Below are 13,651 nucleotides of genomic sequence, written 5' to 3'. Positions count from 1 at the left end.
TTTTTGCCGGAACCCACTGGACAGCCCCCGCGCCCTCGCTTAATACCGCCACACCCGACCGGCAGCGCCGTTCGTCAGAGTGCCCAGATAGCTCAGTTGGTAGAGCAGCGGATTGAAAATCCGCGTGTCGGCGGTTCAATTCCGTCTCTGGGCACCACTTAAATCCTTGAAGCTACAAGATTTTTTTTGTGTCAGTGCGACAGGTCTCGCTGCGTGAATGGTGCTGTGGGTATCATTTGGGTAGCAGCCCAATGCCCGGAGCGGAGATTCCGTCCTAAGGGTGCTTTCACTACGTCAAAGGCTCCGAACCCGCGTTAGATGGCCTCTAGGCCAGCCCAGCGGGCAACAGCCAAGTCTGCGAGCCGTTCGCCGCGCTCGAGGATTTCCAATTCGGTCCACTGGGGTCGTTCAGAAAACCACTTGTTCAGAAACAGCCCGGTGTGCTCCGCGAATTTGGCCTTTTTCTCTGAGAAACCCTTATTGCCAGATGAAATGGGTCGTGTCGCGAATGCTGTGGAAATTCCCTGGCGGTGTGGTCCGGGCATGTGAAGGTTCGGTTTCTCAGGCGGCTGCGTCAAGAGGTATCGGGTCGAGGGGCTGGGAAAGCGTCTCCCAGCCGTCGACCTTGCGCATCTGGATCTGGCCGGAAGCCAGCAGCGCCCAGAGCAGCATCGGCACGGTCTCGGCGCAGGGCTGCACGGTCTGGGTCTTGATCCGGCGACGGAACTCCTCGTTCAGCCGTTCGATGGCGTTGGTGGTCCGGGCCGACTTCCATTGCGAGGGATCGAGGCGGGTGAAGCTGAAGAGCCGGTCCCCTGCTTCTTCAAGGCTGTCGGTAACGGCCTTGCACTTGCGCAGGAATGCCTTGCGGCGGGTCTCGATCCCGGCGGCGGTGTCGGCGCAGATCATGTCGCGGTAGTCCTCGGTCAGCTCGTCGTGCAGGTGCCTGGGCGCGTGCGCCAGCAGGTTTCGGTGCTTGTGGACCGTGCAGCGCCGGATCGGCAGAGCCTCGCCCCAGAGCGCGACCAGAGCGGCTTCAAGCCCGGGAGCGCCATCGACGATGACGAATTCGGGCCGCTTCAGACCGCGGGCATCAAGGTCGTCGAGGAACTGGCGCCAGGCAGATGTGCTCTCTCCGCCCATGTTCTTGATGGATAACAATACCTTCTGCCCGTCGCGGCGGATGCCGATCGCCGCCAGCACCGAGATGTTGGTGGCCTTGCGGTCCAGCCGGGTCCGGATCACGGTGCCGTCGAGGATCAGCCGGACGATGTCCTCGTCGGCCAGGCTGCGGGCCGACCAGGCATCCCAATCCACCTTCACCTTGCGCCAGGCACGGCTGACCACATCCTTGCTGACGGCGCCCTCGAACAGCCCGAACAGCGCCCGCTTGACGCGCCGGGTGTTGGTCCCGGCAAGATAGACCGCCGCGATCAGCGCCTCGGCCTTCTTCGTCAGCCGCTGGTAGCGCGGCAGCGCCTTCGAGCGCCATTCCTTAGCCTTGCCGTCCTCGTCCTCGACCCGGGCGCGGGGCACGCGCACCGTTTCGGTGCCGAAGGTGCCGGTCAGCTGCCGCTCGCGGTGCCCGTGGCGATAGCCCTTCGCCTTCTCGTCGCCGCGACCGTAGCGCATGCGGCCGAGAAACTCGGCCAGTTCCTCTTCAAACATGGTCTCGATGGTCGCGCGGACGCTTGCCCGCAGGCGCTCCTCGATCGGGTCATACCCGGTCGTGTCGGGCAGTAGCGAAAAGGCCGAGCTGTCGGAAATGTCGTTCATGGCGTGATCTCCCTGGCGGTTGGCGCCGCCGACTGGGTGGGTTTCAGTTCACCCGGAGATTACGCCGCCTTCAAATTTCCACCACTTGTTCAGCGACAACCATCTTGGCCGGTGCCGACAACCACCTTGGCCGGTGGGGCTGAACGGAAGACGGGCATGCCCGTCTGGAGGGCAGCCCCACCGGCCTGATTGATTTCGGGGAAGGTGCTGGTCGCTGCGGGTTGGTAAGCCGGGTTCCTCTGCCGTCAAACGGAGGATCCGGGTTGGCCTACAAACCCATCAACGACCAGCAATTGAGATTATACATGTCCGACCTCCGATATCACAGTCAGCGCACGTCGGCCGCCCGCGCCGGGTTCAGCGAGCGCACGGCCCGACGGTTCGATGCCAACCCGACGCTGCCCTCGAACCGCAAGATCGTTCACGGGCGCACGGTGGCCGATCCCCTCGAAGGCTTTTGGGAGGGCGACATCCTTCCCTTGCTGGAGAGGGACAGCGCCTTGCAGGCCGTCACCCTGCTGCGCCACCTTCAGGGCCTGCATCCGCTGGCCTTCCCCGATGACCGCATCCGGCGCACCCTGGAACGGCGGGTGCGGCAGTGGCGGGCGCTGAACGGACCCGAGCGCGACATCATCTTCCGCCAGACGCCGGAGCCGGGCCGCATGGCCCAGTCCGACTTCACTCATGCCGAGGAGCTGGAGGTGACGATCGCGGGCCAGCTATTCCCGCATCTGCTCTACCACTTCGTCATGGTCTACAGCCGGTGGGAGCATGTCGGGGTGGTCCTGGGCGGGGAGAGCTTCACGGCCCTGGCCGAGAACCTGCAGCAGGCGCTCTGGTCGCTCGGCGGGGCACCACAGGAGCATCGCACCGACAGCCTCTCGGCCGCTTTCCGCAACCTGACGGCTGACCAGCGCCAGGATATCACCACGCGCTACAATGCCTTCGTCGGCCATTACGGCATGGAGGCCAGTCGCAACAACCGCGGGGAAGCTCATGAGAACGGCGCGGTGGAATCCCAGAACCGGCACCTGAAGAAGGCCATCGAACAGGCGCTGATCCTGCGCGGCAGCCGCGACTTCGCCAGCATCGAGGACTACCGCCGCTTCATCGACATTCTGGTGGCACGGCGCAACCGGCAGCGGGCGGCGGCCACGCAGGTGGAACGGGCGCATCTGAAGCCCCTGCCGCGCCGGCGCACCACCGACTTCACCGAGATCGTGGTGCCCGTCACCCGCACCAGCGGCTTTCTGGTCAAGAGCATCTTCTACAGCGCCCCGTCGCAGCTGATCGGGCAGCGCTTGCGGGTCCACCTTTACGACGATCGCCTTGAGGCCTTTCTCGGCAGCACCCTGGTCGTCAGCCATACAAGGGCGCGTGGTCGCGGCGACGGCCATCGCGTGCATGTCATCAACTACCATCACGTCATCCATGCCCTGCGGCGCAAACCGCAAGCCCTGTGGAGTTCGATCTACCGCGACAGCCTGTTCCCGCGGACCGAATACGCTGCAGCCTGGCAGGTGCTGCAGCGCGATCTGCCCCGCCGCGACGCCTGCCGCCGCATGGTCGACCTGCTGTTCATCGCCCACGACCAGGCCTGCGAGGCGGAGCTGGCGCATCTGCTGGCAGCAGAATTGGACGCGGGCCGGGTGCCCGATCCCGGACCTCTGGCATCCTGCCTGAACCCGCGGCAAACGGCGCTGCCGAGAGATGTTGCCGTCGCCCATCCCTCGCTCGACAGCTTCGATGCCCTTCTGGGAGCCTGCGCATGACCTCCCGCGAGATCGACATCCACACGCTGCCAGGCATGCTGACCGCGCTGCGCCTGCCCAGCTTCCACAAGCTTTGGGCCGACATCGCCACCCGTGCCGACACCGAAGGCTGGCCCGCTGCCCGCTTTCTGGCTGTCCTCGCGGAATACGAACTGGCCGAGCGCGACATGCGCCGCATTCAGCGCCACATGAACGAGGCACAGCTACCGGCTGGCAAGACGCTGGCGACCTTCGACTTCAAGGCGCTGCCAACCCTGCCGCGCGCCCGGATCGAGGCCTTGGCGGCCGGCGACTGGCTGGAGGGTGGCGGCAACCTGATCGCCATCGGCAATTCCGGCACGGGCAAAACGCACATTCTCTGCGCGATAGGCCATGCCCTGATCGAGCGGGGACACCGCGTGTTCTATACCCGCACCAGCGATCTGGTGCAGCGACTTCAGGCCGCCCGCCGCGATCTGGTGCTCGAAGCCGCGCTCGCCAAGCTCGACAAGTTCGACCTGATCATCCTCGACGACATCACCTACGCCCACAAGGATCAGGCCGAGACAGGCGTGCTCTTCGAGCTGATCGCCCGGCGCTACGAATACCGCAGCATCGCCATCGCCGCCAACCAGCCCTTCAGCGGCTGGGACCAGATCTTCCCGGACAAGGCGATGACCGTCGCCGCCATCGACCGGCTGGTTCATCACGCAGCGATCCTGGAGATGAATGCCGAAAGCTTCCGCCAGCGCGCGGCCGCCTCCAACAAAGAGGCGCTGAGCAGACCGCCAACGACAACCATCGCCGACAACAAGGACAAAGGAGAAGGCTGAGCGAAAAACAATTCCAGATACGCCAACCCAGCGGCCTAAAACCGGCCAACGTGGTTGACGGTCACGGACATGCTGGTTGACGCGCTACAACCACTCCCGCGACACCACCTAAAGGCGCCGAATGACCGTCTGAGGGGAATATAGGTGCGGTGAATGCAGAGATCCACCCGTGCAAACCGGACAGATTTCCGATCGCGCCGCCACCATCGGCTTCTCGCCCGGTTGCGGCAGGAATGCCGACGCAGGCCGATGACCGTCAGGCGGTGGTGCAGGTCTTCTGGCCAGGGCATGTCGCAGCCTTGGCCCATCCTTGCCCGACCCCGTGGCCGCCGGTGTGGATACGCCTATCCCTGCGCCTCCTGCAGCAGCGCGGCGGCCACGCCCAGCACCAGCATCCGGTCCAGACTGGCGACCACGGCCACGCGCCAAGCGGCGGCATCGCGAAGGTCATCGGGTATCAGCCCGGGCAGACCGGAGAGAGCATCGACGATCTTCCCCGCATCCCGCGGCACCGGGGCGAGGGCCATGCGGATTTCGTCCTCGCGCGGGTCGCGCAGGGCATGGGTCTGGCCATCGTCGGTTTCGCCCAGGGTGTAGCGCATCCAGGCGGCGGTGGCGAAGGCGAAGGGCTGCAGGGACAGGCCCTGTCGCAGCGCGGCAGAGGCGGGCTGGAAAATCCGCTGCGGCAGCTTTTGCGTGCCGTCCATCGCGATCTGGTAGGTCTCGTGCGCGATGGCGGGATTGCGGAAGCGCTGTTCCAGCGCGTCGGCATAGGCGGCTGGGTCAATTCCGGCGAGGGGGGGCATCACCGCAGCCGCCGCGCGAAGGTGGCGCGCAACCAGAATGGGCAACACCGGGTCCGCCATCACGTCCCGGACATGGCGGTGGCCCGACAGAAAGCCCGCATAGGCCAGCATCGAATGGCTACCGTTGAGCATGGTGAGCTTCAGCCGCTCATAGGGGGCCACGTCGGTCACGAAGATCGCGCCGCCCGCTTCCCATGCCGGGCGGCCCTGCGGGAAGTGATCCTCGATCACCCACTGGCAGTAGGGTTCGGTCTCGACCGCGGCAAGGTCGGTGCAGCCGGTCTGGCGTTCGGCCTCTGCCAGCGTCTCGGCGGTGGCGGCGGGCGTGATCCTGTCCACCATCGACGAGGGAAACGCCACCTCGGCCGCGATCCAGTCGGCCAGTGCGGGATCGACCAGACGTGCGAAACCCCTGACGCCATCGCGCAGCAGGGCACCGTTTTCCGGCAGGTTGTCGCAAGACAGCACCGTGAAGGGAGCGACCCCGGCCGCACGCCGCAGCCGCAGCGCGGCAACGATCAGGCCCAGCACGCCGCCCGGCGCCTCGGGCGCGGCAAGGTCGGCCGCGACGGCCGGATGCGACTGGTCCGGCACGCGGGTGGCCCGGTCGATGCCGTAGCCCTTCTCGGTCACGGTCAGGGTGACGATCCGCACCGATGGATCGGCCATGGCGGCCAGCGTCGCGGCAGGGTCGGCTGCAATCACGTCGCGGATCGCGGCGATGACCCGGGCCGACGTGCCCTCGGCCCCGCGCTCGATCAGCGTGTAGAGCCCGTTCTGCGGGTTCATCGCCTCGGCGACATCGGTGGAGCGAAGGCTGACCCCGGTGATGCGCCAGTCGCCGCCCGCCGCTGCCAGCGCGGCATCGGTGATGGCGGCCTGATGGGCGCGGTGGAAGGTCCCGATTCCGAGATGGACGATCCCCCGGCCATGCGCCGCCGGATCGTATCCGGGCCGCACCGCCGGGCCGGTGATCGCCTCAAGCGAGGAAAGCCTGGTCATCGCAGCCCCTCCACCGGATGATCCAGCGCCGTCAAGATGCCGCGCAGTTCGGCCAGCCCCTTGAGCCGTCCGATCGAGGGATAACCCGGCTGCGCCTGCCGCCCGAGGTCGTCAAGGATGTCCTGCCCATGGTCGGGACGGAACGGAATCGAGACATCGGTGCGGCCGGATGCCTTGCGGCGGCGTTCCTCGCGCAGGGCCGCCGCGATCAGCGCGACCATGTCGGTGCCGCCGCCCAGATGCTCGGCCTCGTGGAAGCTGCCTTTGACCCCGGCGCTTTCGCGCCGCACGTTGCGCAGATGCAGGAAGTGCACGCGGTCGCCCAGCCGGTCCATCATGCCGGGCAGATCGTTGTCGGGGCGGGCGCCCAGCGAGCCGGAGCAAAGCGTGATCCCGTTCGCCGGAATGTCCACGGCCTGCATCACGGCCCGGTAATCGGCCTCGGTCGACATCACGCGGGGCAGGCCCAGCAGCGAAAACGGCGGATCGTCCGGGTGGCAGCACAGCCGCATCCCCAGTTCCTGCGCCAGCGGCGCGACCTCGGCCAGAAAATCGACCAGATGGCGGCGCAACTGTTCTGCGGTCGTGCCTGCGTATTCGGCCAGATGGCGGCGCACGTCCTCAAGGCTGAAGCTCTCTGCGGCACCGGGCAGGCCGAAGACCACGTTCCTGGCAAGTGCCTCCTTCCGCGCCTCGGGCATCTCGGTGTGGCGGCGGGCTGCTTCTGCGACCACTTCGGGCGTGAAATCCCCGGCCGCGCCGGGGCGGGCGAGGATGTGGATGTCGAAGGCCGCGAAGTCGATCAGGTCAAACCTCATGCACGTCCCGCCGGTCGGCAGCCGCCAGGCCAGATCGGTGCGCGTCCAGTCCAGCACGGGCATGAAGTTGTAGCAGATCACCTCGATCCCGGCTTCGCGCAGGTGGCGCATCGAGACTTTCCAGTTCTCGAGATGCGCGCGCCAGTCGCCCTTCTGCTTCTTGATGTCCTCCGACACCGGCAGGCTTTCCACCACCTCCCAGGCCAGCCGCGACGGCGTGCCATCCTTCATCCGGCCGATTTCGGCCTGACGGCGGGCGATTTCTTCCGGCGTCCAGACCGTGCCCATCGGCACGTGATGCAGGGCAGAGACCACGCCCTCCACCCCCGCCTGCCGCATGTCATCGACGGAACACAGATCCTTCGGCCCGAACCAACGCCAAGTCTGCCGCATGGGCCGTCTCCTCCACTTTCATCTCATCCCCGTTTAGCACGACTCATAATTGTTGACTAGTATGGAAGTTTGACTGTAAGGATTTGGCAGGGAGGACGGCAATGATCGAAAATCTGGCTCAGGTTCAGCTTCTGGAGCAGCGCACGGCCGTGGGGCCGCAACTGCACCGTCTGCTGCGTGACAGGATCATTCACGGCCACATCGCCCCCGGCGCCCGCATTTCGGAGACCGAGATTGCAGGCGCCTATTCCGTTTCGCGCCAACCCGTGCGCGAGGCCTTCATCAAGCTTGCGGAGGAGGGGTTGGTCGAGGTTCGCCCGCAGCGGGGCACCTTCGTCAGCCTCATCTCGGTGCCTGCCGTGCTGACCGCGCGTTTCATCCGCGAGGCGGTCGAGGCAGACATTGCCCGCCGGGTTGCAGAGACTGCGGGTGCCCCTGCCATCGCCGCCCTCGACGAAAGCCTGGCTCAGCAGAGGTCGCTGGGCATCAGCGCAACCGGCGAGGATTTCATGAAGCTGGACGAGGACTTTCACCGCCTGCTTGCCGAACTGGCCGGTCAGGCGGCCGTTGCCGACCATCTGGAGCAGCTGAAGATCCACATGAACCGCGTGCGTCACATCAGCGCCCGGCAGGTCTCGCGCGGGCGGTTGATCGACCAGCATTCCGAAGTGGTGGAAGCGATCCGCGCGCATGACCCGGACCGGGCAGACGCGGCGATCCGCCTGCATCTGCGCGAGATCCTGATAGATCTGCCCGGCATCGTGAAAGCGCAGCCGCATTGCTTCGAGCGGTCGACAGCGATCGGGGACCGGGCGTGACGGCGGCTCGGGATCACGGCTCTGCATCCGGTGCGGAAGGCTGGGCGGTGTGGTTCTGGACGGATTTCCTGCCGGACTGGCTTGCGCAGGTGCAGGATGCCGAAGGCGGCGTGTTCGACGCGCTCGATCACGCGGGCCGACCGGCCGCCACGGCAGACAAGACGCTGCTGACCCAAAGCCGCACACTTTTCATCCTTTCGCACCTTGCGCTTCTGTCGGGCGACCCGACGCTGACGGCCGCAGCGCAGCGGCAGGCCGCGTTCCTTCCGCGTTTCCGCAAGGCCCCCGGCCTTTACTGCCGCGCGGTCCACCGCGATGGCAGCCCCACCGGCCTTGTGGCCGACGACGTTTCGCGCAGCTATGACCACAGCTTTGTGCTTCTGGCGCTGGCGACATGGGGTCGCCTGGCGCCCTCTGCCGACACGCAGGCCGAGATCGAGGCCTGCTGGGCCACCCTCTGCACCACGCTGACCGATCCTGCGACCGGCTTGCTGCTGGAGGATGACGGCATTGCCGATCCCGCGGGGCCCGGCGCGCCGCCCCGCGCGCAGAACCCGCACATGCACCTTTATGAAGCCTGCCTTCAGGCCCATGAGATGTCAGGCGAAGCCAGATGGCTGGAACGCGCCGCAGGGCTGCGCGCGCTCGCCTTGCGGCATTTCCTCGACGCGGAAACCGGCAGCATCGCCGAGTTCCTTGCGCCCGACTTGCGTCCCTTGCCGGGCACGGCCGGGCTGCGGCGCGAACCCGGCCACCAATGCGAATGGGCCTGGCTTCTGTGGCGCGAAGCCGACCTTGGTGGCGACCCGGCGCTGCGCAGCGTGGCCGCACGGCTGGCGCGCTTTGCCGACACGCATGGTTTCGCTCCCGCAGGCCCGCTGCAGGGCGCGGCATATGATGCGGTGGCGGCATCGGGCGGGGTGATGGAGGAAAGCTTCCTTCTGTGGCCCCAGACCGAGGCCATCAAGGCTTTCGCCGTCCGTCACACAGCGGGCGATGCGACCGCCGGGGGCAGGGCGCGCGCGCTGCTTTGCCTGATGTTCGAAAGCTGGTTCGCGGGGCGCCCCGCCTTCGTGAACCGGCTGGACAAGAACGGGGTCAGCCTCTGGTCCGAGGCCCTGACCCGATTGCTTTACCACCTTGCGCTCGCGCTGACGGAAGGCGCGCGTGCCGGACTATGGCCGGGCATCCCCCGGCCCCAGAAGACTCAATAGGAGGAGAACCATGTTGAAACTCAAGATGATCGGCCTTGCCGGTGCCCTGCTTGCCTCGACCGCCACGGGTGCGCTGGCCGAGGTCAAGTTCGCCCTGTCCACCTCGCAGAACGCGACCGATCCGCTGGCCATCGCCATGGAAGAGGCCGCGACCCGGATCGAGGAACGCACCAACGGCGAGATTGACGTGACGGTCTATCCGTCGTCGCAGCTCGGGTCGGACAATGACGTTCTGGAACAGATCCGCAACGGCGCTGCCATCGCGGTGCTGGTCGATGCCGGCCGCCTTGCGCCCTTCAAGAAGGAACTTGGCATCCTGTCGGCCCCCTATCTGGTGGAAGACTGGACCCAGTATGCCGCCATCACCGCATCCGAGCCCTACAAGGCCTGGGTCGAGGATCTGGCTGCCACCTCGGGGCTGCGCCTGCTGAACTACAACTGGTTCCAGGGCACCCGGCAGATGTTCACCAAGACCCCGGTTTCGAGCCCCGCAGACCTTGGCGGCGTTCGCGTGCGCACCATCGACGCGCCCGGCTGGATGGCGACCGTGAACGCCATGGGCGCCTCGGCCGTGCCGATGCCGTGGTCCGAGGTCTATTCCGCCTTGCAACTGGGTGCCATCGACGGGGCCGAAGCCCAGCTGACCGGCGCCTACGGCATCAAGCTGCATGAAGTGACCGGCAACCTTGCCTTCACCAACCATGTGCAGCTGGTGACCGGGCTGACCACCTCGGAGACATGGTTCAAGACCCTGACGCCCGAGCAGCAGGCCATCGTCACCGAGGAGCTTGCCAAGGCCGGCGACGACGCCTCGGCGGCAACCGTCGCCAAGGGCGAGGAAGTGCTGGCCGAAATGAAGGCCGGCGGGATGGTGGTGAACGAAGTGAACCCCGCCGACTTCATGGCCCTGACGGCCGGCGTCTATGCCGAACTGGGTCTTGAAGAGGCGCGGGCCGCGCTGCAGCCATTCATCGACGCAGCCAGGAACTGATCTCGAACGGGCGCGGCACACTTGCCGCGCCCTTTTTCCAGAACGCCGGGGTTGGGGAGGATGCCATGTGGAGACTGTTTGACCGCCTTGAAGAGGTGGCGGCGGTGGTGTTTCTGGTCGGAACCGTGACGGCGGTTCTTGCAGGTGCCATAGGCCGGTCTGTCGGGCATCCTGTCGCCATTGGCCCCGAGATCGCGCAGCTTCTGCTGATCTGGACCTGCATGATCGGTGCGGATCTGGTGATGAAGCGCGGCGAGCATATCCGCATCTCGGCCTTGCCCGATGCGCTGCCGCCCAAACTGCGCCGTGTGCTGCATCTGGTCTGCGTGCTGTGCATCCTGGGCTTTCTTGGCTATTGCGGCTGGCTTGGCTGGCAACTGGCCATGTCGAACTGGGCACGCGAGATGGGCGCGTCGGGGCTGTCCTACGGCTGGGTCACGCTGGCCTTCCCGGTCGGCTGTGCGCTGATGGTCATCTCGCTGGTCCGCCGCATCATCGGCCATGGCCTGCTGTTCGCGATCGAGCCCGAAGCCCGCGGCCGGGAGCAACTGCTGTGATCTCTTTCCTGCTTCTGTGCCTGGCGTTCGGCTTCATGGCCATCGGGATGCCGGTCGCTTTCGCCATCGGCGTGGCGAGCATCGTCTATTTCCTGCTGCCCTCGACCTTCATGCCCGATTCCACGGCCGTGCAGCGCATCGTCGCGGCCAGCCAGTCCTTCCCGCTGCTGGCGGTGCCGCTGTTCATCCTCGTCGGCCACCTGATGAACGGATCGGGCATCACGCCGCGGATGATGGTGCTTGCGTCAACCGTGGCGGGCTGGATGCGGGGCGGGCTGGCCCAGATCAGCCTGCTGCTGTCGGCGCTGATGGGCGGCATTTCGGGCTCTGCCGTGGCCGATGCCGCGATGCAGTCGCGCATCCTTGGCGGCCCGATGATCAAGGAAGGCTATTCAAGGGGCTTCACCGCAGCCCTGCTTTCGGTCGGTGGCCTGATCACCGCAACCATCCCGCCGAGCCTCGGGCTGATCCTTTACGGATTTCTCGGCGAGGTCTCGATCGGCCGGCTGTTCATCGCTGGCATCATGCCGGGGGTCTTCCTGACCATCGCCCTGATGATCGCCACCGCCTGGATCGCCAGAAAGCGCGACTACAAGCCGGTCAACGACCGCCCGCCCACCCTGCGCGAGGTCGGTGCTGCGGTGAAGACCAGCTTCTGGGCGATCCTGTTCCCGGTGTGGCTGATCGTCGGCATCCGCTTCGGCATCTTCACCCCGTCCGAGGCCGGCGCCTTCGCGGTGGCCTATGCCCTGATCGTCGGCGTGGTGATCTACCGCGAGCTGTCGTTCAAGGCGATCGTCGATGCGCTGCTGTTTTCGGTGCGCGACATCGGCATGATCATGTTCATCATCCTGCTGTCGGGCGCATTCGGCTATGTCATCACCTTTGAACGGGTGCCCCAGACGCTGGCCGAGCTGACGCTGGGCCTGTTCTCCTCCAAGGTCGCGCTGCTGTTCACCATCGCGGCCTTCCTGCTGGTGTTCGGTATGCTGGTTGAGGCCACGGTGATCGTGATGCTGCTGACCCCGATCCTCGTGCCTGTCATCACGGCTGCGGGCGTGGACCCGGTGCATTTCGGCCTGATCATGATGACGCTTGTCACCTTTGGCGGCATGACGCCGCCGGTGGGTGTCTCGATGTTCACCGTCTGCTCGATCCTGAACTGCTCCTACCAGGACTATACGAAAGAAATGATCCCGCTGGCGATCGCCGTTCTGGCCGTGGTGGTGATCATGATCGTGTTTCCCGAAGTCGTGCTTTTCCTGCCGAACCTGATGATGGGAAGCTGACATGCTCTTGCACCTCGACCGGCTGTTCCCGGCAGACCCGGCAACGCGCGCCATCGCGCGAGACCTGTTCCGCACGGTGGCGGATCAGCCCATCATCTCGCCGCATGGCCATACCGATCCGCGCTGGTGGGGCGAAAACGCGGCCTTCGCCAATCCGGCCGAGCTGCTGGTCATTCCCGACCACTACGTTGTGCGGATGCTGGTCAGCCAGGGCGTGCCCTACGAGGCGCTGGGGATCGGAGCGGGGGCCGTCAGCGACCCGCGCGCGATCTGGCGGACGTTCGCCGCGCATTATCCCCTGTTCCGCGGAACCCCGTCGCGGCTGTGGCTTGACCATGCGCTGTCCGGGGTTTTCGGCCTGACCGAACGGCTGTCGGCGGCCAATGCCGATGCCCAGTATGACGTGATCGCGGGCTGTCTGGCGGACCCCGCCTACCGGCCGCGCGCCCTTTACGAACGCTTCGGCATCGAGGTGATCGCCACGACGGACGGGGCGCTCGACGATCTTGCGTGGCACCGCATGGCGCGCGAAAGTGGGTGGCGGGGCCGTGTCGTGCCGACCTACCGGCCCGACACGGTGATCGACCCCGAGACGGAAGGCTTTGCCGCCAATCTGGACCGGCTGGGCGAGATCACCGGCTGCGACACCGGCGGCTGGCAGGGGTATCTTGATGCCCACCGCGCGCGACGCACCTACTTCCGCCAGATGGGGGCGACCGCGACCGACCATGGCCACCCCACGCCGCAGACCGCGAACCTTGCCGGGCCCGATGCCGTGCGGCTGTTTGACCGTATCCGGTCGGGCAGGGCCGCGGGCGCGGATGCCGAGCTGTTCCGCGCGCAGATGCTGACTGAAATGGCCCGCATGTCGGTGGACGACGGGCTGGTCATGCAACTGCATCCCGGCTCCTACCGGGCCCACAGCCCCGGGGTTCTGGCGAAATACGGGCGTGACCGGGGTTTCGACATTCCGGTTCCGGTCAGCTTTACCGCTGCGCTGAAACCGCTGCTCGATGCGGTCGGGATGGACCCCCGCCTGCGCCTGATCCTGTTCACGCTGGACGAGACGACCTATGCGCGCGAACTGGCGCCGCTGGCCGGGGCCTACCCGTCGCTGCGGCTTGGCCCGCCGTGGTGGTTCAACGACAGCTTCGAGGGCATCCGCCGCTTCCGCGAGATGGCGACCGAAACGGCCGGTTTCATGAACACGGTCGGGTTCAACGACGACACCCGCGCGCTCTGTTCGATCCCGGCCCGGCACGATGTCAGCCGCCGGTCGGATTCGGCCTTTCTGGCCGAACTTGTGACCTCGCACCGTCTGGATGAAAGCGAAGCACATGATCTGGCGCCGCTTCTTGCCGGAGGGCTGGCAAGAGACGGGTATCGGCTTTAGCCCATGTGGT

At 66.3% G+C, this 13,651-nt stretch carries 12 protein-coding genes and 1 tRNA gene; 9 read left to right on the top strand and 4 right to left on the bottom strand.

Annotation, left to right across the window (positions count from 1 at the left end; translation table 11 throughout):
• Window positions 1–81 precede the first annotated feature (81 nt).
• Window positions 82–157 (top strand) — tRNA-Phe (locus tag RNZ50_01635).
• 157 nt (window positions 158–314) lie between these two features.
• On the opposite strand, the gene RNZ50_01630 is transcribed toward RNZ50_01635, so the two are convergent.
• Together RNZ50_01630 and RNZ50_01625 are read right to left on the bottom strand one after the other, a co-directional pair.
• Entirely contained in the window at window positions 315–545 is a 231-nt protein-coding gene (locus RNZ50_01630) for a DUF1524 domain-containing protein (GenBank protein MDT8853753.1), read from the bottom strand.
• 16 nt (window positions 546–561) lie between these two features.
• Window positions 562–1,776 (bottom strand): IS256 family transposase, encoded by a 1,215-nt coding sequence (locus RNZ50_01625; GenBank protein MDT8853752.1) that lies wholly within the window; start codon window positions 1,774–1,776, stop codon window positions 562–564.
• 263 nt (window positions 1,777–2,039) lie between these two features.
• Here RNZ50_01625 and istA point away from each other — a divergent pair, with 263 nt between their 5' ends.
• Together istA and istB are read left to right on the top strand one after the other, a co-directional pair.
• The gene (istA, locus tag RNZ50_01620; protein MDT8853751.1) at window positions 2,040–3,548 is read left to right on the top strand and encodes an IS21 family transposase; all 1,509 of its coding nucleotides are present in this window, start codon (window positions 2,040–2,042) and stop codon (window positions 3,546–3,548) included.
• On the top strand, window positions 3,545–4,360 hold the full coding sequence (gene istB, locus RNZ50_01615) for an IS21-like element helper ATPase IstB (protein MDT8853750.1): 816 nt from the start codon (window positions 3,545–3,547) through the stop codon (window positions 4,358–4,360). Before istA ends, istB begins: the two co-directional genes overlap by 4 nt.
• 344 nt (window positions 4,361–4,704) lie before the next feature.
• On the opposite strand, the gene RNZ50_01610 is transcribed toward istB, so the two are convergent.
• Both RNZ50_01610 and uxuA read right to left on the bottom strand, forming a co-directional pair.
• Entirely contained in the window at window positions 4,705–6,168 is a 1,464-nt protein-coding gene (locus RNZ50_01610; protein MDT8853749.1) for a mannitol dehydrogenase family protein, read from the bottom strand.
• Window positions 6,165–7,379 carry a mannonate dehydratase gene (gene uxuA, locus RNZ50_01605; GenBank protein ID MDT8853748.1) on the bottom strand — a complete coding sequence of 405 codons (1,215 nt, stop codon included), beginning with the start codon at window positions 7,377–7,379 and terminating at the stop codon, window positions 6,165–6,167. Before uxuA ends, RNZ50_01610 begins: the two co-directional genes overlap by 4 nt.
• 101 nt (window positions 7,380–7,480) lie before the next feature.
• On the opposite strand from uxuA, the gene RNZ50_01600 reads away from it, so the two are divergent.
• From RNZ50_01600 to uxaC, 6 genes are all read left to right on the top strand, one after another.
• A complete protein-coding gene (locus tag RNZ50_01600) occupies window positions 7,481–8,197 on the top strand; it encodes a GntR family transcriptional regulator (GenBank protein ID MDT8853747.1) in 717 nt (238 codons plus the stop codon).
• A complete protein-coding gene (locus tag RNZ50_01595; GenBank protein ID MDT8853746.1) occupies window positions 8,194–9,411 on the top strand; it encodes an AGE family epimerase/isomerase in 1,218 nt (405 codons plus the stop codon). Before RNZ50_01600 ends, RNZ50_01595 begins: the two co-directional genes overlap by 4 nt.
• A 10-nt stretch (window positions 9,412–9,421) precedes the next feature.
• Window positions 9,422–10,402 (top strand): C4-dicarboxylate TRAP transporter substrate-binding protein, encoded by a 981-nt coding sequence (locus tag RNZ50_01590; GenBank protein ID MDT8853745.1) that lies wholly within the window; start codon window positions 9,422–9,424, stop codon window positions 10,400–10,402.
• Between the two features lie 65 nt (window positions 10,403–10,467).
• On the top strand, window positions 10,468–10,959 hold the full coding sequence (locus RNZ50_01585) for a TRAP transporter small permease (protein MDT8853744.1): 492 nt from the start codon (window positions 10,468–10,470) through the stop codon (window positions 10,957–10,959).
• Window positions 10,956–12,248: a TRAP transporter large permease gene (locus RNZ50_01580; protein ID MDT8853743.1), complete on the top strand. Its 1,293-nt coding sequence runs from the start codon at window positions 10,956–10,958 to the stop codon at window positions 12,246–12,248. Before RNZ50_01585 ends, RNZ50_01580 begins: the two co-directional genes overlap by 4 nt.
• Window position 12,249: 1 nt before the next feature.
• Window positions 12,250–13,641 carry a glucuronate isomerase gene (gene uxaC, locus RNZ50_01575; protein MDT8853742.1) on the top strand — a complete coding sequence of 464 codons (1,392 nt, stop codon included), beginning with the start codon at window positions 12,250–12,252 and terminating at the stop codon, window positions 13,639–13,641.
• Window positions 13,642–13,651: the final 10 nt, after the last annotated feature.

Source organism: Paracoccaceae bacterium Fryx2 (assembly GCA_032334235.1).
GTDB lineage: Bacteria > Pseudomonadota > Alphaproteobacteria > Rhodobacterales > Rhodobacteraceae > JAVSGI01.
Note: the sequence above shows the minus strand (reverse complement) of the source record. Positions and strands in the feature narration are given on the sequence as shown.